The organism is Streptomyces sp. QH1-20 (genome assembly GCF_041283565.1).
GTDB lineage: Bacteria > Actinomycetota > Actinomycetes > Streptomycetales > Streptomycetaceae > Streptomyces > Streptomyces syringius.
Genome location: NZ_CP166299.1, coordinates 2,146,998 through 2,167,929, shown reverse-complemented (window position 1 = coordinate 2,167,929; position 20,932 = coordinate 2,146,998). Strand labels below are relative to the sequence as shown.

20 protein-coding genes are annotated in these 20,932 nt (G+C 72.1%); 17 read left to right on the top strand and 3 right to left on the bottom strand.

What is annotated here, in order from left to right; translation table 11 throughout:
* Positions 1-18: 18 nt before the first annotated feature.
* The 3 genes from priA to hisF are packed head-to-tail and all read left to right on the top strand — an operon-like array spanning position 19 to position 1,906.
* Complete coding sequence (gene priA, locus AB8O64_RS09655) at positions 19-750, top strand: bifunctional 1-(5-phosphoribosyl)-5-((5-phosphoribosylamino)methylideneamino)imidazole-4-carboxamide isomerase/phosphoribosylanthranilate isomerase PriA (RefSeq protein WP_130877296.1); 732 nt, start codon at positions 19-21, stop codon at positions 748-750.
* On the top strand, positions 747-1,154 hold the full coding sequence (locus AB8O64_RS09650; RefSeq protein WP_362217536.1) for a RidA family protein: 408 nt from the start codon (positions 747-749) through the stop codon (positions 1,152-1,154). Before priA ends, AB8O64_RS09650 begins: the two co-directional genes overlap by 4 nt.
* A complete protein-coding gene (gene hisF, locus AB8O64_RS09645) occupies positions 1,151-1,906 on the top strand; it encodes an imidazole glycerol phosphate synthase subunit HisF (protein WP_370418775.1) in 756 nt (251 codons plus the stop codon). Before AB8O64_RS09650 ends, hisF begins: the two co-directional genes overlap by 4 nt.
* Positions 1,907-2,174: 268 nt before the next feature.
* Here the strand turns inward: hisF and AB8O64_RS09640 are convergent, their stop codons facing one another.
* The 3 genes from AB8O64_RS09640 to AB8O64_RS09630 form a co-directional block, all read right to left on the bottom strand.
* Positions 2,175-2,714: a DoxX family protein gene (locus AB8O64_RS09640; protein WP_370418774.1), complete on the bottom strand. Its 540-nt coding sequence runs from the start codon at positions 2,712-2,714 to the stop codon at positions 2,175-2,177.
* Positions 2,715-2,775: 61 nt separating this feature from the next.
* The gene (locus AB8O64_RS09635; RefSeq protein ID WP_370418773.1) at positions 2,776-3,408 is read right to left on the bottom strand and encodes a TIGR03085 family metal-binding protein; all 633 of its coding nucleotides are present in this window, start codon (positions 3,406-3,408) and stop codon (positions 2,776-2,778) included.
* 80 nt (positions 3,409-3,488) lie between these two features.
* Positions 3,489-4,346, bottom strand: coding sequence for a septum formation family protein (locus AB8O64_RS09630; protein ID WP_370418772.1), 858 nt, complete (start codon positions 4,344-4,346; stop codon positions 3,489-3,491).
* Positions 4,347-4,428: 82 nt separating this feature from the next.
* Here AB8O64_RS09630 and hisI point away from each other — a divergent pair, with 82 nt between their 5' ends.
* From hisI to AB8O64_RS09560, 14 genes are all read left to right on the top strand, one after another.
* A complete protein-coding gene (gene hisI / locus AB8O64_RS09625) occupies positions 4,429-4,851 on the top strand; it encodes a phosphoribosyl-AMP cyclohydrolase (RefSeq protein WP_370418771.1) in 423 nt (140 codons plus the stop codon).
* Positions 4,852-4,943: 92 nt separating this feature from the next.
* A complete protein-coding gene (locus AB8O64_RS09620; protein WP_370423831.1) occupies positions 4,944-6,431 on the top strand; it encodes an anthranilate synthase component I in 1,488 nt (495 codons plus the stop codon).
* Positions 6,432-6,539: 108 nt separating this feature from the next.
* Positions 6,540-7,208 carry a TIGR02234 family membrane protein gene (locus AB8O64_RS09615; protein WP_370418770.1) on the top strand — a complete coding sequence of 223 codons (669 nt, stop codon included), beginning with the start codon at positions 6,540-6,542 and terminating at the stop codon, positions 7,206-7,208.
* A 112-nt stretch (positions 7,209-7,320) separates the two neighbouring features.
* Positions 7,321-7,557: an HGxxPAAW family protein gene (locus AB8O64_RS09610; protein WP_370418769.1), complete on the top strand. Its 237-nt coding sequence runs from the start codon at positions 7,321-7,323 to the stop codon at positions 7,555-7,557.
* A 222-nt stretch (positions 7,558-7,779) separates the two neighbouring features.
* Positions 7,780-8,202: a DUF2752 domain-containing protein gene (locus tag AB8O64_RS09605; RefSeq protein ID WP_370418768.1), complete on the top strand. Its 423-nt coding sequence runs from the start codon at positions 7,780-7,782 to the stop codon at positions 8,200-8,202.
* A gap of 132 nt (positions 8,203-8,334) precedes the next feature.
* On the top strand, positions 8,335-9,144 hold the full coding sequence (trpC, locus tag AB8O64_RS09600) for an indole-3-glycerol phosphate synthase TrpC (RefSeq protein ID WP_184730640.1): 810 nt from the start codon (positions 8,335-8,337) through the stop codon (positions 9,142-9,144).
* 8 nt (positions 9,145-9,152) lie between these two features.
* A complete protein-coding gene (trpM, locus tag AB8O64_RS09595; RefSeq protein WP_370418767.1) occupies positions 9,153-9,440 on the top strand; it encodes a tryptophan biosynthesis modulator TrpM in 288 nt (95 codons plus the stop codon).
* A gap of 56 nt (positions 9,441-9,496) precedes the next feature.
* A complete protein-coding gene (gene trpB, locus AB8O64_RS09590; protein WP_370418766.1) occupies positions 9,497-10,741 on the top strand; it encodes a tryptophan synthase subunit beta in 1,245 nt (414 codons plus the stop codon).
* A complete protein-coding gene (gene trpA / locus AB8O64_RS09585) occupies positions 10,741-11,556 on the top strand; it encodes a tryptophan synthase subunit alpha (protein WP_370418765.1) in 816 nt (271 codons plus the stop codon). The genes trpB and trpA overlap by 1 nt, the downstream gene beginning before the upstream one ends.
* 65 nt (positions 11,557-11,621) lie before the next feature.
* A complete protein-coding gene (locus AB8O64_RS09580; protein ID WP_370418764.1) occupies positions 11,622-12,401 on the top strand; it encodes a DsbA family protein in 780 nt (259 codons plus the stop codon).
* A 129-nt stretch (positions 12,402-12,530) separates the two neighbouring features.
* Entirely contained in the window at positions 12,531-13,565 is a 1,035-nt protein-coding gene (lgt, locus tag AB8O64_RS09575; protein WP_370418763.1) for a prolipoprotein diacylglyceryl transferase, read from the top strand.
* A 215-nt stretch (positions 13,566-13,780) separates the two neighbouring features.
* Entirely contained in the window at positions 13,781-14,512 is a 732-nt protein-coding gene (locus tag AB8O64_RS09570; RefSeq protein ID WP_356450864.1) for a VIT1/CCC1 transporter family protein, read from the top strand.
* 285 nt (positions 14,513-14,797) lie between these two features.
* On the top strand, positions 14,798-19,387 hold the full coding sequence (gltB, locus tag AB8O64_RS09565; protein WP_370418762.1) for a glutamate synthase large subunit: 4,590 nt from the start codon (positions 14,798-14,800) through the stop codon (positions 19,385-19,387).
* Entirely contained in the window at positions 19,380-20,840 is a 1,461-nt protein-coding gene (locus AB8O64_RS09560) for a glutamate synthase subunit beta (RefSeq protein ID WP_370418761.1), read from the top strand. The genes gltB and AB8O64_RS09560 overlap by 8 nt, the downstream gene beginning before the upstream one ends.
* The last annotated feature ends 92 nt before the right edge of the window (positions 20,841-20,932 follow it).

Below are 20,932 nucleotides of genomic sequence, written 5' to 3'. Positions count from 1 at the left end.
GCTATCTAGGAACATGCCTTGAGCGCCAACCGCCTCGAACTCCTCCCCGCCGTCGACGTCCGTGACGGCCAGGCCGTCCGTCTCGTCCATGGCGAGTCCGGCTCCGAGACGTCGTACGGCGACCCGCTGTCCGCTGCCCTCGCCTGGCAGCGGGCGGGCGCCGAGTGGCTGCATCTGGTGGACCTGGACGCCGCCTTCGGTACCGGGGACAACCGTGCGCAGGTCGCCGAGGTCGTCCGTTCGATGGACATCAAGGTCGAGCTGTCCGGCGGCATCCGCGACGACGCCTCGCTGGCCGCGGCCCTCGCCACCGGCTGCACCCGCGTCAACCTCGGCACCGCCGCCCTGGAGAGCCCCGAGTGGGTCGCCAAGGTCATCGCCGAGCACGGCGAGAAGATCGCCGTCGGCCTGGACGTCCGGGGCACCACCCTGCGCGGCCGCGGCTGGACCCGCGACGGCGGCGACCTCTACGAGACCCTCGCCCGTCTCGACGCCGAGGGCTGCGCCCGCTACGTCGTGACCGACATCGCCAAGGACGGCACCCTCCAGGGCCCCAATCTGGAGCTGCTCCGGGGCGTCTGCGCGGCCACCGACAAGCCGGTCGTCGCCTCCGGCGGTGTTTCGTCCCTTGACGATCTGCGGGCGATCGCCACTCTGGTACCGGAGGGCGTCGAAGGTGCCATCGTCGGCAAGGCGCTCTACGCCAAGGCGTTCACCTTGGAAGAAGCCCTGGAGGCAGTGTCCGTATGACCGAATCCCCAGCCCCGCGGCGCGTGCAGACAGACAGCTCCTGGGAGGAGTCGATCGGCTTCGCACGTGCCGTGGCGGCGGGGGACCGGGTCCTCGTCGCCGGGACGATGCCGCTGGTGCACGGCGTCCTGCAGGGCGAGGGCGATCCCTATGAACAGACGCTCGCGGCCTTCGGCAACGCGCTCGCCGCGCTGCGCGAGTTCGGCCTCGGCGTCGAGTCCGTCATCCGCACCCGCATGTATCTGACCCACGCGCGGGACGTGGACGCGGTCGGCCGCGCCCACAAGGAACTCTTCGACGCCGTGCGGCCCGTGGCGACCCTCGCCGTGGTCTCCGGCTTCGTCGACTCGCGCGTCCTGGTCGAAGTAGAAGTAGAAGCTTACCGAGGAGCATTGAGCACATGACCCTGGCGGTCCGAGTCATCCCCTGCCTGGACGTGGACAACGGCCGGGTCGTCAAGGGCGTCAACTTCCAGAATCTGCGCGACGCGGGCGACCCCGTCGAGATGGCAAAGATCTACGGCGAGGAGGGCGCCGACGAGCTGACGTTCCTCGACATCACCGCCTCCTCCGGCAACCGCGAGACGACCTACGACGTGGTGCGCCGCACGGCCGAGCAGGTCTTCATCCCGCTGACCGTGGGCGGTGGCGTCCGCACCGCCGACGACGTCGACAAGCTGCTGCGGGCCGGCGCCGACAAGGTCGGGGTCAACACCGCGGCCATCGAGCGGCCCGAGCTGATCCGGGAGATCGCGGAGCGCTTCGGCCGTCAGGTGCTGGTGCTGTCCGTGGACGCCCGCCGCACCCCGTCCGGCAGTTTCGAGGTCACCACGCACGGCGGCCGGCGCGGCACGGGCCTGGACGCCGTGGAGTGGGCCCACCGGGCGGCCGAGCTGGGCGCCGGCGAGATCCTGCTGAACTCGATGGACGCCGACGGCACGCAGGGCGGCTACGACACCGAAATGATCACGGCGGTGCGCCGGCACGTCACGGTCCCCGTCATCGCCAGCGGCGGCGCCGGCAAGCTCGCGGACTTCGCCCCGGCCGTCGAGGCGGGCGCGGACGCGGTCCTGGCCGCGTCGGTCTTCCACTTCGGCACGCTGCGCATCCCGGAGGTCAAGACGGCCCTGCGCGACGCGGGGCACCCGGTGCGTTAGGCCTGTCCGGCGGATCTTGGCGGGCTCCCGACGCCCGGCACGCGCGCTCGCCGCGTTGTCGAAAGGCGCCCGAGTACGCCCGGTACGAGGGTGATCCTCCGCCTTGCGATCGCACGCCCCGGACGCCGCTCGCTGATCCACGAAGAGTCGCCGGACGGGCTGATTTCAGCCCGTCCGGCGATTGAGGACAAGGCACAGCAGCCCGTCCGGCGATTGAGGGCCGGGGTCCGGGGCGGAGCCCCGCTCTCGAGGATCCGCCGGACAGGCGCTAGTCCCGGATCAGCAGGACCACCGCCCCCGCCACCACCGCCAGCGCGATCGCCGCCACCCCGTACGCCGGCCGGTTCGCCCGGAGTACCGGCAGATAGCGGTCCGCCGCGTACCGGCCCGGTCCCGTCAGTGCGAGTGCCGTTGCCGCCAAGGCGACCAAAAGGGTGAATTCCACCCCCTTCGGGAGGAAGAATCCGCCGTCCCAGGTCACATCCAGCGCATTGATCATCGTGCCCAGCACGGCGGCGGCCGCCAGTGGGGTGAGTAGGCCCAGGGCGAGCCCCACGCCGCCGAGTGTCTCGCTGAGCCCGGCGATGACCGCCATGGTCCTGGGGGCCGGGTAGCCGACGTCGTCGAAGCCCTGCGCCGTCCCGTCGAGACCGGGCCCGTTGTACCAGCCGAAGAGCTTCTGCGTGCCGTGGCCCACCATGATGATGCCGAGCATGAGGCGCAACAGCAGCAGCCCCAGCGAGATGCCGACCGGTGGCAGTGCGCCCGCATGGTCGCCGGGAATGCGGGTTCTGCTGGGGAAAGCCATGGCGGGAACCTTTCTTCGAGACGGTGTCCGAGTCGGTGTCCGGGCCGGCCCCCCCGAGGCCTCAGATTCCCAGTTTCGCTTCGAGCAGCTTCGCCTGCGCGTCCTTGTCGCCCTCCAGCTCGACCCGGGCGGCGTCCTGGCGGCCGAAGGCGAACAGGGTCAGCTCGCCCGGCTCACCGGTGACCGTGACCACCGGGGTGCCGCGATGGGCCACCGCCGTACGGCCGTCGGGCCGCCGCAGCACCAGGCCCACCGGCGACCGGCGGCCCAGCATCCGCGCCATCCGTTCGACCCGGCTCCACAGGGCGTCCGAGAAGACCGGGTCGAGCACCCGCGGCGTCCACTCCGGCTGCGCCCGGCGGACGTCCTCGGTGTGGATGTAGAACTCGACGGTGTTGGCCGCCTCGTCGACCTGCTTGAGGGCGTACGGCGAAAGACGCGGCGGACCCGTACGGATCAGCTGGAGCAACTCCTCGTACGGCTTCGCGGCGAACTCGGCCTGCACCCGCTCCAGGCGGGCGGCCAGGGGCTTGAGCACCAGCCCCACGGCCGCGTCGGAGCGGCGCTCGCGGACCACGACGTGCGCCGCGAGATCACGGGTCCGCCAGCCGTCGCAGAGCGTCGGGGCGTTCGGACCCGCCGTCTCCAACAGGTCGGCGAGGAGCAGGCGTTCGCGCTGGGCGTGGGTTGACATGCCGTCAGCCTACGACCGTCGCCCCGGCAGTGCCATGGCGCCGCGCCTGCCACCGTGCCCCCACCAGCCGCGCCGCGGCCCTACTCGGGCAGTGGTGCGGTCAGTTTCGCGCCACCCCGGGCATTGCTGAGGGTGATCGTGCAGGACAGCTGGTTCTGCCCGCGGTCGTAGGTCGTCTTGGCGGGCATCAGCGTGTACGAGTAGTAGCGGCGGCCGTCGGCTATGGAGCGCACGCGCTTCTCCGCCTCGGTGGCGCACAGCTCCACGGCCTTCTCCTGGATGTCCCGCTGCGTGGCGAACGTGCCCGTCAGGGTCTCGTTGGCCACCACCTCGCCGTCGTGCGCGCCGTCGCACGACCGCGTCTCCACCTTGGTGACGGCGCTGCTCAGCGCCGGGTGGTCGTAGCACTGGCCGGGCTTGAGGACCACGTAGGGCACCCGGTTCGGCAGGGAAGGCAGGCTCGGGTCGGCCGACTTTCCGCTGTCCACCGCGCCGCCCTCGCCCGGGGAGAGGCCCGTGGAGTCCTGGGAGGCCGACGGGGCCGACGACGGGGTGGCACTCGGCGAGGACGTCCCCCGCGCGGCAGGCTTGTCGTCCTTGTCGCCGCTCTGCGAGAGGATCACTCCGCCGACGGCCAGCCCCACCACCAGCACCGAGGCGACCACGATCGCGGCGACCTTCGCGCCGTTACCGCCCGAGGGCGGCGGGGGCGGCGGCATGGGAGGCGCGAACTGCCCGTACTGCTGCCCGAAGCCCGGCTGCTGAGCGCCGTACGGCTGCTGGGCGCCGTACCCCGGCTGCCCGTAGGGCCGGGCCGGCTGACCGGGCGCCCCCTGCGGGACCTGCTGCCCGTAGGGCTGGCCGAAACTCTGCGGTGGGCCGAATCCACCGCCGTCGCCGGGCGATCGGGGTGTGTTCGGCGGAGGCGGAGAGGTCATGGTCGAAGCATGCCGCATGCCACTGACAGCCCCGCCAGTGGGTTACGGCGGCCCCACCGGCGCGAAGCGGCAGAATGGCCACATGACCGGCAACGCCCTCCCCAGCAACCCCACCGGCCCCCGCTCTTCCGGAGCACCGTCCGGAGCAGTGCCCGGATCCGGCCGTCTGGATCCCGCCATCGCCGCCCGCCTCAAGCGCGACGCCGACGGCCTGGTCCCCGCCATCGCCCAGCAGTACGACACCGGCGAGGTGCTCATGCTCGGCTGGATGGACGACGAGGCGCTCCACCGCACCCTCACCACCGGCCGCTGCACCTACTGGAGCCGCAGCCGCCGCGAGTACTGGGTCAAGGGCGACACCTCCGGGCACGTACAGCACGTCAAGTCCGTTGCCCTGGACTGCGACGCGGACACCCTCCTCGTCAAGGTCGACCAGGTCGGCGCCGCCTGCCACACCGGTGACCGCACCTGTTTCGATGCCGACGTCCTGCCCCTGGCCAAGTAGGCTCCGCTGCCATGGCTGCCACGACCTCAGGCGTCCCGGCCCCCCGCGCCGCGACCACGGGTACCACCACCCCCGACGCCGACACCTTCCGCATGCTCGCGAAGGACCGTCGGGTCATCCCGGTCACCCGACGCTTCCTCGCCGACGGCGACACCCCCGTCGGCCTCTACCGCAAGCTGGCGGCCGAACGGCCCGGCACCTTCCTGCTGGAATCCGCCGAGAACGGCCGCACCTGGTCCCGCTACTCCTTCATCGGCGTCCGCAGCGACGCCACCCTCACCGTCCGCGACGGCCGGACCCACTGGCTCGGCACCCCGCCCGTCGGCGTCCCCACCGCGGGCGACCCGCTGGAGGCGCTGCGCGACACCGTGGCGGCCCTGCACACCCCGCGCGACCTCATAGAGGGTTCCGGGCTGCCGCCCTTCACCGGCGGCATGGTGGGCTACCTCGGCTACGACATCGTCCGCCGCCTCGAGAAGATCGGCGAACTGGGCGAGGACACCCTCGGCCTGCCCGAGCTGACGATGCTGCTCACCTCCGACCTCGCGGTGCTCGACCACTGGAACGGCACCGTGCTGCTGATCGCCAACGCGATCAACCACAACGACCTCGACACCGGCATCGACGAGGCCTACGCCGGCGCCGTCGCCCGGCTCGACGCGATGGCCGCCGACCTCCACCGGCCCACGCCCACCGCCCCCACCGTCCTGCCGCCCTCCGAACTCCCCGAGTACACCGCCCGCTGGGGCGGCGCCGACTACATGGCGGCCGTCGAGGACATCAAGGAGCGCATCCGCGCGGGCGAGGCCTTCCAGGTCGTGCCCTCCCAGCGCTTCGAGACCCCCTGCACCGCCTCCGCCCTCGACGTCTACCGGGTCCTGCGGGCCACGAACCCCAGCCCGTACATGTACCTGTTCCGCTTCCCCCACGAGGACGGCGGCGCCTTCGACGTCGTCGGCTCCAGCCCCGAGGCGCTCGTCAAGGTCGAGGACGGGCACGCCATGGTGCACCCCATCGCGGGCACCCGTCCCCGCGGGGCGAGCCCGCAGGCCGACGCCGCGCTCGGCGACGAACTCCTCGGCGACCCCAAGGAGCGCGCCGAGCACCTCATGCTCGTCGACCTCGGCCGCAACGACCTCGGCCGGGTCTGCGAGCCCGGCAGCGTCGAGGTCGTCGACTTCATGTCGATCGAGCGCTACAGCCATGTGATGCACATCGTCTCCACGGTCACCGGCCGCCTCGCCGCCGGCCGGACCGCCTTCGACGTGCTCACCGCCTGCTTCCCTGCCGGCACCCTCTCCGGCGCGCCCAAACCACGCGCCATGCAGATCATCGAGGAGCTGGAACCCGCCCGCCGCGGGCTGTACGGGGGCTGCGTCGGCTACCTCGACTTCGCGGGCGACTCCGATACCGCCATCGCCATCCGCACGGCGCTGCTGCGCGACGGCACCGCCTACGTCCAGGCGGGCGCGGGCGTGGTCGCCGACTCCGACCCCGCCGCGGAGGACGCCGAGTGCCGGAACAAGGCCGCCGCCGTGCTCCGCGCCGTCCACACCGCCAATCGGCTGGCCGCCGGCTAGGGGTCCGGCGGGCCTTCGCCCTGCGGGCGCGGCCTCAATCGCCGGACGGGCTTGCCGGCCGGGCCCCCGCGTTGGGGTCGGGCGTCCGGGCGGGGGATAGTGGTAACCGTGAGCGCAGCCGTTCCCCACCCCCGCCCCGTAGTCCAGCCCGCCCCGCGCACCGGCAACGGCGCCAGACGCAGTGTCGGCGTCGCCCTGCTCTTCGGCGCGCTCGGCGCGGCGCTCGTCCTCCTCTCCGGCGGCCGCACCTGGGCCGAGGGGACCGTCGCCGTGGCCCAAGGCAGCGTCGTCCGGCAGGCCACCGGCCAGGACGTCAGCGGCCTGCCCGGCGCGCTGGCCATCGTCGGCCTCGCCGCCCTGGTCGCCGTCTTCGCCGTCCGCGGCGTCGGCCGGATCGCCGTCGCCGCGCTGCTCGCCCTGAGCGGCGCCGGGGTGATCGCGGGCGCGCTCGGCGGTGTCTCCGACACCGCCGCCCTGAAGGAGAAGGCGAGCAAGATCGGCGGCCTCACCGACGGCGCCGTCGAGAACGTCACCCACACCGCCTGGCCGTGGGTGGCCTTCGCCGGCGGTGTGCTGCTGCTCCTCGCCGGGCTGCTCGCCCTGCGCTACGGCCGCCAGTGGCCCGCCATGTCCGGCCGCTACGAGCGCGACGGCACCCCCCGTCCGCGCCGTGCCCGCACCGCCCCCGATCCGGACCGCCCCGAGGAGCTGTGGAAGGCCCTCGACCGCGGCGAGGACCCCACCGGCGAAACCACCGGGGACACCTCCCGGAAGTAGCCGGGACAGACACGCCCACCCCAGCTCAAGGCAGCCCCGGCCGTCGGGGACAATGGCATCGAGCGTTCTCTCTGCGCCCGCAGGCGCGATAAAGCAACGAGGAGTCATACTCATGTCGGGTAGCAGCCACGGACACACTCCGGCCGCCTGGACCGGTGTCATCATCGCCTTCATCGGCTTCTGCATCTCCGGCGCGTTCACGGTGATGGCCAAGCCCATGGGCTTCTGGGCCGGGATGATCGTGATCGCCCTCGGTGGCGTCGTCGGCATGGCCATGCGGGCCGCGGGCCTCGGCCAGGCCCGCAAGCGCCCCGTCGCGCCGCAGTCGCACGCGCAGACGCAGGGCTGACCCTCCGCCTCGTCCCACGCAGACCTTCTCGCCGCCGCCCGGCACCACGGGCGGCACCCGCGGGCGCACATGGCGCGGCCCGGACCCGTACGGCTGTCCGTACGCGGCCCTGAGCTGCGCCTTCGTCGTTCCCGGGGGAGACTCGACGGTGTGAGGGACCACGTGAGCCGTCCTCGGGATCCACGGGCCCCCGGCGGCATCACCGTGCCGCCCGGTCGGCCTGTGCCCCCCGAGCCCCTGTCGCACCGCCTCGCCGCCCCGCTCGGCGTCGCGGCGGCGCTCGCCGCGGCCGCCGTCTACATCGGCGCCGTGGACCCCAACGAGCCCGGTCATTACCCGGCCTGCCCGCTGCTGCGCCACACCGGGCTGTACTGCCCCGGCTGCGGCGGGCTGCGCGGCGTCCACGCCCTCGCCCACGGCGACCTGGCCACCGCGCTCGGCGCCAACGCCCTGGCCGTCGTCGGCTACGCGGCCTTCGCCGTCTTCTGGGCCGTATGGCTGGCCAGGGCCCTGCGGCCGGTCCCCGCCGCCCCCGCCGCCCCTGCCAGGGCCCCCCGACCCGGCCACTGGTGGGCGCTGGGCGGCATCGTCCTCGTCTTCACCGTCCTGCGGAATCTGCCGTTCGGGTCGGCTCTGATCCCATGAATGTCCACCTGGCGGGACCTGCGTCAACCGGATGCGAGTCCTTCGCCCTCCGGCAAGTACCATCGCAAGTCCTGGTGGGGTGAATTCCAGCCGCCAGCCCAGACCATCCGAGTCCGGAAGGGGGCCGCTCGCGTGAGTGTGCTCGACGAGATCATCGACGGTGTCCGTGCCGACCTCGCGGAGCGGCAGGCGCGCGTCACCCTCGACGAGCTCAAGCAGCGGGCCGCCAAGGCCCCGCAGGCCAAGGACGGCGTAGCGGCCCTCAAGGGCGAGAACGTCACCGTCATCTGCGAGGTCAAGCGCTCCAGCCCCTCCAAGGGCGCGCTCGCCGCGATCGCCGACCCCGCCGGGCTCGCCGCGGACTACGAGGCGGGCGGCGCGGCCGTCATCAGCGTGCTGACCGAGCAGCGCCGCTTCGGCGGCTCGCTCGCCGACCTGGAGGCCGTCCGGGCCCGGGTCGACATCCCGGTCCTGCGCAAGGACTTCATCGTCACCGCCTACCAGCTGTGGGAGGCCCGCGCGTACGGGGCCGACCTGGCCCTCCTGATCGTCGCCGCCCTCGAGCAGGAGGCCCTGGTCTCCCTCATCGAGCGGGCCGAGTCGATCGGCCTCACCCCGCTGGTCGAGGTGCACGACGAGGAAGAGGTCCAGCGCGCGGTCGACGCCGGCGCCCGGATCATCGGCGTCAACGCCCGCAACCTCAAGACCCTCGAGGTCGACCGCGACAACTTCGCCCGTGTCGCGCCCGAGATCCCGGACCACATCGTCAAGATCGCCGAGTCCGGGGTGCGCGGCCCGCACGACCTCATCGCCTACGCCAACGAAGGCGCCGACGCGGTGCTCGTCGGCGAGTCCCTGGTCACCGGCCGCGACCCGCGCGGCGCGGTCGCCGACCTCGTCGCCGCCGGCGCCCACCCCGCCCTGCGGCACGGCAGGGGCTGACCCCTCCCATGATCCGCCGCCGCAGCCGTCCGGGGCCGAGCACGCACTCGGCCCCCGTCGGCATGGCGGCGTACGCGCGACTCGCCCGCGGCTGCCGCCCGCGCGGCTGCCGCGCGCCCGCCCGCCGGGTCCACGGCCGCCGGGTGCGCTACCACATCGGCTGTGAGCCGGGCCAGATCAACGGCATGCGATGGCGTCGCCCCACGATGCGCACGACGACGGACCGCCCCCACCGGGCCACGGCACAGCCCCGCGCGGGAGTCGCGGTCGGCGGTCGTCCTCTCCGCATAGCGTGATGCCCGTCCATCGAGACCTAGCGGGGCCCGCGGGCCCCGACTGAGGAGTACGTCGGATGTCGTCTGACTTCTTCATCCCGGACCCGGAGGGTCACATCCCGAGCCCCGAGGGCTACTTCGGCGCCTTCGGTGGCAAATTCATCCCCGAGGCGCTCGTCGCCGCCGTCGACGAGGTCGCCGCGGAGTACGAGAAGGCGAAGGCGGACCCCGCCTTCGCGGCCGAGCTCAATGAACTGATGGTCAATTACACCGGTCGGCCGAGCGCCCTGACCGAGGTGGCGCGCTTCGCCGAACACGCGGGCGGCGCCCGGGTGTTCCTCAAGCGCGAGGACCTCAACCACACCGGCTCCCACAAGATCAACAATGTGCTGGGCCAGGCGCTGCTCACCAAGCGCATGGGCAAGACCCGTGTCATCGCCGAGACCGGTGCCGGGCAGCACGGCGTGGCCACCGCCACCGCCTGCGCGCTCTTCGGCCTGGAGTGCACCATTTACATGGGCGAGGTCGACACCGAGCGCCAGGCGCTCAACGTCGCCCGGATGCGGATGCTCGGCGCCGAGGTCGTCGCGGTGAAGTCCGGCAGCCGCACCCTGAAGGACGCCATCAACGAGGCGTTCCGCGACTGGGTCGCCAATGTCGACCGCACCCATTACCTCTTCGGCACCGTCGCCGGCCCGCACCCCTTCCCGGCGCTGGTCCGCGACTTCCACCGGGTGATCGGCGTCGAGGCGCGCCGCCAGATCCTGGAGCGGACGGGCCGCCTCCCGGACGCCGCCGTGGCGTGCGTCGGCGGCGGGTCCAACGCCATCGGTCTCTTCCATGCCTTCCTGCCCGACACCGGTGTCCGGCTGATCGGCTGCGAGCCGGGTGGCCACGGCGTGGCGAGCGGCGAGCACGCGGCCACCCTCACCGCCGGCACCCCCGGCATCCTGCACGGCTCCCGCAGCTACGTCCTCCAGGACGAGGACGGCCAGATCACCGAGCCGTACTCGATCTCCGCCGGGCTCGACTACCCCGGCATCGGCCCCGAGCACTCCTACCTCAAGGACCTCGGCCGCGCCGAGTACCGCGCCGTCACCGACGACGAGGCCATGGAGGCGCTGCGGCTGCTGTCGCGTACTGAGGGCATCATCCCCGCGATCGAGAGCGCCCACGCGCTGGCGGGCGCCCTCGACCTCGGCAAGGAGCTCGGCCCGGACGGCCTCGTCCTGGTCAACCTCTCCGGGCGCGGCGACAAGGACATGGACACCGCCGCGCGCTACTTCGGGCTGTACGACGACGACGCTGCGGGGGCGAAGTGATGGCGGGCAACATCGAACTGCTCAGCTCCGTACTGGCCACGGCCAGGGCCGAGGGGCGCGCCGCGCTCGTCGGCTACCTCCCGGCCGGCTTCCCGACCGTGGACGACGGCGTCCGGGCCGTCACCGCCATGGTCGAGGGCGGCTGTGACGTCGTCGAGGTCGGACTGCCGCACAGCGACCCGGTCCTGGACGGCCCCGTCATCCAGACCGCCGACGACATCGCCCTGCGCGGCGGCGTCAGAATCGTCGACGTGATCCGCACGGTCCGCGAGGCGCACGCCGCGACGGGCGCCCCGGTGCTCTGCATGACCTACTGGAACCCCGTCGACGCCTACGGTGTCGAGCGGTTCGCCGCCGATCTCGCCGAGGCCGGGGGAGCGGGCTGCATCCTGCCGGACCTGCCGGTCGAGGAGTCCGAGGTGTGGCGCAAGGCCGCCGAACAGCACGGCCTGGCCACCGTGTTCGTCGTCGCGCCCAGCAGCCGCGACGAGCGGCTCGCCAAGATCACGGCAGCGGGCAGCGGTTTCGTCTACGCGGCCTCGCTGATGGGCGTCACCGGCACCCGCGCCTCCGTCGGCCAGGAGGCCGAGGAGCTGGTGCGGCGCACCCGCGCGGTCACCGAGCTGCCCGTCTGCGTCGGACTCGGCGTCTCCAACGCCCGGCAGGCCGAGGAGGTCGCCCGGTTCGCCGACGGCGTCATCGTCGGATCTGCCTTCGTGAAGCGGCTGTTGGACGCACCCGACCTGGAGACGGGCCTGGCGGGAGTGCGCGCACTGGCGGGTGAACTCGCCGCAGGCGTCGCGGGGCGCGCGTAATCCGTTTGAAGGAAAACTCGGCCGGGGGCGCGCATGGGCGCGCCCCCGGTTCGTTGTAGCGGGATGTGAGCCAGAAGAACAGCGACGGAAAGCGCAGCGCCCGCGAGCGGCTGCAGGAACAGCGTCAGAGGGAGGAGTCCCGCGCCAAGCGCAAGCGGGCCCTGATCGCCGGGGCCGTGGTCGTGGGCGTCCTGGGCATCGCGGCCGGGGTCGGCGCCCTGGTGGCCAATGCCGGCAAGGACGAGAAGGAGAGCGCGGGCCCGCTCGTCCAGCCGCAGGGCGCCATGGGCAAGGACGCCGTCACCATCCCGGTCGGCAAGCCCGCCTCCAAGGCCACCCTCACCGTCTACGAGGACTTCCGCTGCCCCGGCTGCGCCCAGTTCGAGAACGGCTTCCGCGACACGATCCACGCCCTGGAGGCCAAGGGCCGGCTGAAGACCGAGTATCACCTCGTCACACTGATCGACAACAACCTCGGTGGCTCCGGCTCGCTCAACGCGGCGAACGCGGCGGCGTGCGCGCAGGACGTCGGCAAGTTCTCCGCGTACCACGACCTGCTCTACAAGAACCAGCCGGCGGAGACCGACGACGCCTTCGGCAAGAAGGCCCGTCTGCTGGAGCTGGCCCGCCAGATCCCGGGCCTGGACTCCCCGGCCTTCCGCACCTGTGTGAACGAGGGCACCCACGACAGCTGGGTGAAGAAGTCCCACGAGGCCTTCGGCAGGTCCGCCTACCATGCCACCCCGACCGTCCTCCTCGACGGCAAGAGCATCTACGGCGACCAGGCCAACCCGCTCACCCCCGAGAAGCTGCGGCAGATGGTCGCGGGCACGGCGAAGAACTGAGGCCGTCACGGGCCGCTGCCGGCGGTGCGGGAGCCCCGGTGACGCCGGGCGGCCGGAGGGCCGTTACGCAGCCGTTGCGCCGGGCGGGTTGCCGGGGCCGCGTCCCGGCAAGGTAGCGTCGGTGCTGCCATGGACATCGCTTACATTCCCAGCCCGTCGACCGGTGTGATCCACCTCGGACCGGTCCCGCTGCGCGGCTATGCCTTCTGCATCATCATCGGCGTCTTCGCCGCCGTCTGGCTCGGCAACCGGCGCTGGATCGCGCGCGGTGGGCGGGCCGGGACGGTCGCCGACATCGCCGTGTGGGCGGTGCCCTTCGGGCTCGTCGGCGGCCGCCTCTATCACGTGATCACCGACTACCAGCTGTACTTCGGTGAGGGACGGGACTGGGTCAACGCCTTCAAGATCTGGGAGGGCGGGCTCGGCATCTGGGGTGCCGTCGCGCTCGGCGCGGTGGGCGCCTGGATCGGCTGCCGGCGCCGTGGGATCCCGCTCCCGGCCTGGGCGGACGCGCTGGCGCCCGGCCTCGCGGTGGCGCAGGCCATCGGCCGCTGGGGCAACTGGTTCAACCAGGAGCTGTACGGCAAGGCCACCGATCTGCCGTGGGCGCTCAAGATCGACGCGGACCCCGGAATCGGGCGGGTCGCGGGGACGTACCACCCGACGTTCCTGTACGAGTCGCTGTGGTGCCTCGGCGTCGCGGCGCTGGTGATCTGGGCGGACCGCCGGTTCACGCTCGGCCACGGCCGGGCCTTCGCCCTGTACGTCGCCGCGTACACGGTGGGCCGCTTCTGGACCGAGTACCTGCGCGTCGACGACGCCCACCACGTGCTGGGCCTGCGGCTCAACGGCTGGACCTCGATCGTCCTGTTCCTCGCCGCGGTCGCCTACATGATCGTCTCCGCGAAGCGCCGGCCCGGCCGGGAGACCGTGGTCGAGCCCGCGGCCGCCGAGGACGGGCCGGGGGCGGAGAAGGCCGCGAAGGTGGAGAAGGCGGGGAGCGTCGCCGGGAAGCCGGCTGCGAAGCCCGTCAAGGAGCTGTCCCGCAAGCCGGTCAAGAAGCCCGGCGAGAAGCCCGCGGATGCCCCTGCCGCCCCTTCCGGGGGCGCCACCACCGGCGCCGCCGGCGACGCGCCGGCCGACAAGCCGGGCAAGAAGCTCTGACCCGAGACGTTGTCACCCCCGAGGGCCGCCGGACCGCCAAGGTCCGGCGGCCCTCGGTCATTTCCCGGGAATTTTTCCGGGCCCTTCGCGTTTGCGCAGGTCAGAGAGGTAAGTTCGGCCTTCCTTGCTAGCGGATCACTGCAATTCGTGCGTACCTTCGACTCATTGAGGGGCGGGCGGCAGGCCCTCCCCTGGGGAAGGGAGCACAAGCGAAGATGTCTGTCCTCGACACGGCAGAGGCACCGCACATAGCGCACCGCGACAACCACACGCACCGCGATGTGAACGGTGGCTGGCTGCGCCCCGCGGTCTTCGGGGCCATGGACGGACTGGTCTCCAACGTCGCCCTCATGACGGGCGTCGCGGGCGGTTCCGCCTCTTCGCAGACGATCGTGATCACCGGGCTGGCCGGGCTCGCGGCCGGTGCCTTCTCCATGGCGGCCGGTGAGTACACCTCGGTCGCCTCCCAGCGCGAGCTGGTGCTGGCCGAGCTGGACGTGGAGCGGCGCGAGCTGCGCAAGCACCCCGCCGACGAGCTCGAGGAGCTCGCCGCGCTGTACGAGTCGCGTGGCGTCGAGCCCCGCCTCGCGCGGGAGGTCGCCCGGCAGCTGTCCGCCGACCCCGAGCAGGCGCTGGAGATCCACGCGCGCGAGGAGCTCGGCATCGACCCCTCCGACCTCCCGTCGCCCACCGTCGCCGCCGTCTCCTCCTTCGGCTCGTTCGCCCTGGGCGCCCTGCTGCCCGTCCTGCCGTATCTGCTGGGCGCCACCCAGCTGTGGCCCGCGGTGCTGCTCGCCCTGCTGGGGCTGTTCGCGTGCGGCGCCGTGGTGGCACGGGTGACGGCGCGCTCCTGGTGGTTCAGCGGGCTGCGCCAGCTGCTGCTGGGCGGGGCCGCGGCCGGTGTGACGTACGTCCTGGGTATTGCCTTCGGCGCCACCTTGGGGTGATGCTTTATGCGCGCCGCCGCATAACATGCGGGTAACCCCGCTGTTTCAAGTCCGCGCGGTCCGGGCATAGACCGGAAGCGCCGCAGGCAATGTCGCCACCGGCTGCGCCGACGTCCGGTACGGGCCGGGCCGGGTGTCCCACCACTCCAGGGACACCCCGCCTCGCGCACGCGGTGTCCACATGCTGGAACGAAGTAGCCCGCTTTTCGAGAAACGGGCCATCCTGTAACCTGCACCAAATTCTTTCGCAGAGGGCCAACGTCGTCCCTCGGCACCGCAAATGCCATGACGACGACGGGAGAGCCGATGCGCCCCTTTTTTGCCGCATCCCACCCCGCCCAGCAGGGGATGTACGACCCGCGCAATGAGCACGACGCCTGTGGCGTGGGCTTTGTCGCGACCCTGACCGGCGAGGCGAGCCATGCGCTCGTGGAGCAGGCCCTCACCGTCCTGCGCAATCTGGAGCACCGCGGTGCCACCGGCTCCGAGCCCGACTCCGGCGACGGCGCGGGCATTCTTATGCAGGTCCCCGACGCCTTCCTGCGCGAGAGCGTCACCTTCGACCTTCCCGAGGCAGGCGCCTACGCCGTCGGCATCGCCTTCCTCCCCGCCGGTACGGACGGGACGGAACCGCAGGCCGACGCCGCCGTCTCACAGATCGAGACCATCGCCGCCGAGGAGGGCCTCACCGTCCTCGGCTGGCGCGAGGTCCCCGTCGCCCCCGAACTGCTCGGCAACGGCGCCCGCACCACCATGCCCGCCTTCCGGCAGCTGTTCGTGGCGGACGGCGAGAGCGAGGGCCTCGCCCTCGACCGCAAGGCCTTCGTCCTGCGCAAGCGCGCCGAGCGGGAGGCGGGTGTCTACTTCCCCTCCCTCTCCGCCCGCACCATCGTCTACAAGGGCATGCTCACCACCGGGCAGCTGGAGCCGTTCTTCCCGGACCTCTCCGACCGCCGCTGCGCCACCGCCATCGCCCTGGTGCACTCCCGGTTCTCCACCAACACCTTCCCCTCCTGGCCGCTCGCCCACCCGTACCGCTTCGTCGCCCACAACGGCGAGATCAACACGGTCAAGGGCAACCGCAACTGGATGCGGGCCCGTGAGTCCCAGCTGGCGAGCGAGCTGTTCGGGGACCGGGACCTGGCGCGGACCTTCCCCGTCTGCACCCCCGACGCCTCCGACTCCGCCTCCTTCGACGAGGTGCTCGAACTCCTCCACCTCGGCGGACGCTCGCTGCCGCACAGCGTGCTGATGATGGTCCCCGAGGCCTGGGAGAACCACGCCTCCATGGACCCGGCCCGGCGCGCCTTCTACCAGTACCACTCCACCCTGATGGAGCCCTGGGACGGCCCGGCCTGTGTCACCTTCACCGACGGCACCCTCGTCGGCGCCGTCCTCGACCGCAACGGCCTGCGCCCCGGCCGCTACTGGGTCACCGACGACGGCCTCGTCGTCCTCTCCTCCGAGGTCGGTGTCCTCGACATCGACCCCTCGAGGATCGTCCGCAAGGGCCGCCTCCAGCCCGGCAGGATGTTCCTCGTCGACACCGCACAGCACCGCATCATCGAGGACGACGAGATCAAGGCGGAGCTCGCCGCCGAGCAGCCCTACGCCGAATGGCTGGAGAGCGGCCTGATCGACCTGGCCGACCTCCCCGAGCGCGAGCACATCGTGCACACCCACGCCTCGGTCACCCGCCGCCAGCAGACCTTCGGCTACACCGAGGAAGAGCTGCGCGTCATCCTCGCGCCCATGGCCAAGTCCGGTGCCGAGCCCATCGGCTCGATGGGCACCGACTCGCCCATCGCCGCCCTCTCCGAGCGCCCCCGGCTGCTCTTCGACTACTTCACCCAGCTCTTCGCGCAGGTCACGAACCCGCCGCTGGACGCCATCCGCGAGGAACTGGTCACCTCGCTGATCTCCTCCCTCGGCCCGCAGCGCAATCTGCTGGAGCCGACCGCCGCGTCCTGCCGCAGCGTCACCCTGCCCTTCCCCGTCATCGACAACGACGAGCTGGCCAAGCTCATCCACATCAACGCCGACGGCGACCTGCCCGGCCTGAAGGCCGCCACCATCTCCGGCCTCTACCGGGTCAGCGGCGGCGGCGAGGCGCTCGCCGCCCGGATCGCCGCGATCCACGCCGAGGTCGACGCCGCCATCGAGGACGGCGCCCGCCTGATCGTCCTGTCCGACCGGCACTCCGACGCCGAGCACGCACCGATCCCCTCCCTGCTGCTCACCTCCGCCGTCCACCACCACCTCATCCGCACCAAGCAGCGCACCCAGGTGGGCCTGCTGGTCGAGGCCGGTGACGTCCGCGAGGTGCACCACGTCGCGCTGCTCGTCGGCTACGGCGCCGCCGCCGTCAACCCCTACCTGGCGATGGAGTCCGTCGAGGACCTGGTCCGGGCCGGCACCTTCCTGCCCGGCATCGAGCCCGAGACCGCCATCCGCAACCTCATATACGCCCTCGGCAAGGGCGTGCTGAAGGTGATGTCCAAGATGGGCATCTCCACCGTCGCCTCCTACCGCGGCGCGCAGGTCTTCGAGGCCGTCGGCCTCGACGAGACCTTCGTCGACACCTACTTCCACGGCACCGCCACCAAGATCGGCGGCGCCGGCCTGGACGTCATCGCCCAGGAGGTCGCGGCCCGCCACGCCAAGGCCTACCCGGCCACCGGCATCGCCGCGACGCACCGCCGGCTGGACATCGGCGGCGAGTACCAGTGGCGCCGCGAGGGCGAGCCGCACCTCTTCGACCCCGACACGGTCTTCCGCCTCCAGCACTCCACCCGCTCCCGGCGCTACGACATCTTCAAGCAGTACACCGAGCGCGTGAACGAGCAGTCCCAGCGGCTGATGACCCTGCGCGGGCTGTTCGCCCTCAAGACCGACCGCACCTCCGTGCCCCTCGACGAGGTCGAGCCCGTCAGCGAGATCGTCAAGCGCTTCTCCACCGGCGCCATGTCGTACGGCTCGATCTCCCGCGAGGCCCACGAGACCCTCGCCATCGCCATGAACCAGCTGGGCGCCAAGTCCAACACCGGCGAGGGCGGCGAGGACCCCGACCGCCTCTACGACCCGGCCCGGCGCTCCAGCATCAAGCAGGTCGCCTCCGGCCGCTTCGGCGTCACCAGCGAATACCTCGTCAACTCCGACGACATCCAGATCAAGATGGCGCAGGGCGCCAAGCCCGGCGAAGGCGGCCAGCTGCCCGGCCACAAGGTCTACCCCTGGGTCGCGAAGACCCGGCACTCCACCCCCGGCGTCGGCCTGATCTCCCCGCCCCCGCACCACGACATCTACTCCATCGAGGACCTCGCCCAGCTCATCCACGACCTGAAGAACGCCAACCCCGCGGCCCGCATCCACGTGAAGCTGGTCTCCGAGGTCGGCGTCGGCACGGTCGCGGCGGGCGTCTCCAAGGCCCACGCCGATGTCGTGCTGATCTCCGGTCACGACGGCGGCACCGGCGCCTCCCCGCTGACCTCGCTCAAGCACGCCGGCGGCCCCTGGGAGCTCGGCCTCGCCGAGACCCAGCAGACCCTGCTCCTCAACGGCCTGCGCGACCGTATCGTCGTGCAGACCGACGGCCAGCTCAAGACCGGCCGCGACGTGATCATCGCCGCCCTGCTTGGCGCCGAGGAGTTCGGCTTCGCGACCGCCCCCCTGGTCGTCTCCGGCTGCGTCATGATGCGCGTCTGCCACCTGGACACCTGCCCGGTCGGCATCGCCACCCAGAACCCGGTGCTGCGCGAGCGGTTCTCCGGCAAGGCCGAATTCGTCGTCAACTTCTTCGAGTTCATCGCCGAGGAGGTCCGTGAGCTCCTCGCCGAGCTGGGCTTCCGCACCCTGGAGGAGGCCGTCGGCCACGCCGAACTCCTCGACACCGCCAAGGCCGTGACCCACTGGAAGGCCCAGGGCCTGGACCTGGCCCCGCTGCTGCACGTGCCCGAGCTGCCCGCCGGTGCCGTCCGCCACCGGGTCACCGAGCAGGACCACGGCCTGGCCAAGGCCCTCGACAACGAGCTGATCGAGCTCGCCGCCGACGCCCTCGCCGCCCGGTCCGCCGAGGAGGCCCAGCCCGTACGGGCCCAGGTCGCGATCCGCAACATCAACCGCACCGTCGGCACCATGCTCGGCCACGAGGTGACCAAGAAGTTCGGCGGCGCGGGACTGCCCGACGACACCATCGACATCACCTTCACCGGCTCCGCGGGCCAGTCCTTCGGCGCCTTCCTGCCGCGCGGCATCACCCTGCGCCTGGAGGGCGACGCCAACGACTACGTCGGCAAGGGCCTCTCCGGCGGCCGCGTCGTCGTCCGCCCCGACCGCGGCGCCGACCACCTCGCGGAGTACTCCGTCATCGCCGGCAACACCCTCGCCTACGGCGCCACCGGGGGCGAGATGTACCTCCGCGGCCGCGTCGGCGAACGGTTCTGCGTCCGCAACTCCGGCGCCACCGTCGTCTCCGAGGGCGTGGGCGACCACGGCTGCGAGTACATGACGGGCGGCCGGGCCGTCGTCCTGGGCGAGACCGGACGCAACTTCGCGGCCGGCATGTCCGGCGGCGTCGCGTACGTCATCGACCTGGACCCCCACAACGTCAACAAGGAGCTGACCGCCGCCGTCGACACCCTCGACGCCGACGACCAGCGGTGGCTGCACGACGTCGTGCGCCGCCACCACGAGGAGACCGCCTCCACCGTCGCGGCCAAGCTCCTCGCCGACTGGGACACGGCCGTGACCCGCTTCAGCAAGGTCATCCCGGCCACGTACAAGGCAGTGCTCGCCGCCAAGGACGCCGCCGAGCGAGCGGGGCTCTCCGAGACGGAGACCCACGAGAAGATGATGGAGGCGGCGACTCATGGCTGACCCCAAGGGCTTCCTGACCACCGGCCGCGAGGTCGCCCGTACCCGCCCCGCCGGCGAGCGCGTCAAGGACTGGAACGAGGTCTACGTCCCCGGCTCACTGCTGCCGATCATCAGCAAGCAGGCCGGGCGCTGCATGGACTGCGGCATCCCGTTCTGCCACAACGGCTGTCCGCTGGGGAACCTCATCCCCGAGTGGAACGACTACGCCTACCGCGAGGACTGGCAGGCGGCCAGCGAACGGCTGCACGCCACCAACAACTTCCCCGAGTTCACCGGCCGGCTGTGCCCCGCGCCGTGCGAGTCCGCCTGTGTGCTGGGCATCAACCAGCCCGCCGTCACCATCAAGAACGTCGAAGTCACCATCATCGACAAGGCCTGGGACTCCGGCGACGTCACCCCGCAGCCGCCCGAGCGGCTGTCCGGCAAGACCGTCGCGGTCATCGGCTCCGGCCCGGCGGGCCTCGCCGCCGCCCAGCAGCTGACCCGGGCCGGCCACACCGTGGCCGTGTACGAGCGCGCCGACCGCATCGGCGGCCTGCTGCGCTACGGCATCCCCGAGTTCAAGATGGAGAAGCGGCACATCAACCGCCGCATCGAGCAGATGCGCGCGGAGGGCACCAAGTTCCGTACGGAGGTGGAGATCGGCCGGGACATCGACGCCGCGAAGCTGCGCAAGCGCTACGACGCCGTCGTGATCGCCGCCGGTGCCACGACCTCCCGCGATCTGCCCGTCCCCGGGCGAGGGCTCAAGGGTATCCACTTCGCCATGGAGTACCTGCCCGTCGCCAACAAGGTGCAGGAGGGCGATCTGACGGTCTCCCCGATCAGCGCCGAGGGCAAGCACGTCGTCGTCATCGGCGGCGGTGACACCGGCGCCGACTGCGTCGGCACGGCCCACCGCCAGGGCGCGGCCTCCGTCACCCAGCTGGAGATCATGCCCAAGCCGGGGGAGGAGCGGAACCCGGGCCAGCCCTGGCCCACCTTCCCCATGCTCTACAAGGTCACCTCCGCGCACGAGGAGGGCGGCGAGCGGGTCTACTCCGTCTCCACCACCCACTTCGAGGGCGACGAGGACGGCAACGTCCAGTGGCTGCACCTCGTGGAGGTCGAGTTCACCGGCGGCAAGCTGGAGCAGAAGCCCGGCACCGAGCGGCGTATCCCCGCCCAGCTCGTCACCCTCGCCATGGGCTTCACCGGCACCGACCGCGAGAACGGCCTCGTCGAGCAGTTCGGCCTGGAGCTGGACGAGCGCGGCAACATCGCGCGCGACGGCGAGTACGCCACGAACGTCCCCGGCGTGTACGTCGCCGGTGACGCCGGCCGCGGCCAGTCGCTCATCGTCTGGGCCATCGCCGAGGGCCGCTCCGCGGCTCGTGGTGTGGACCGCTTCCTCACCGGCACCAGTGCCCTGCCGGCTCCGGTGCGGCCGACGGACCGCGCACTGACGGTCTGACCCGGCCGGCTCCCGGCGGCCTTCGCCCCGCCGGGCCCCCAGCACGCGGCACCCGCCTTTCCCCGACCGGGGGCGGGTGCCGCGGTCATTCC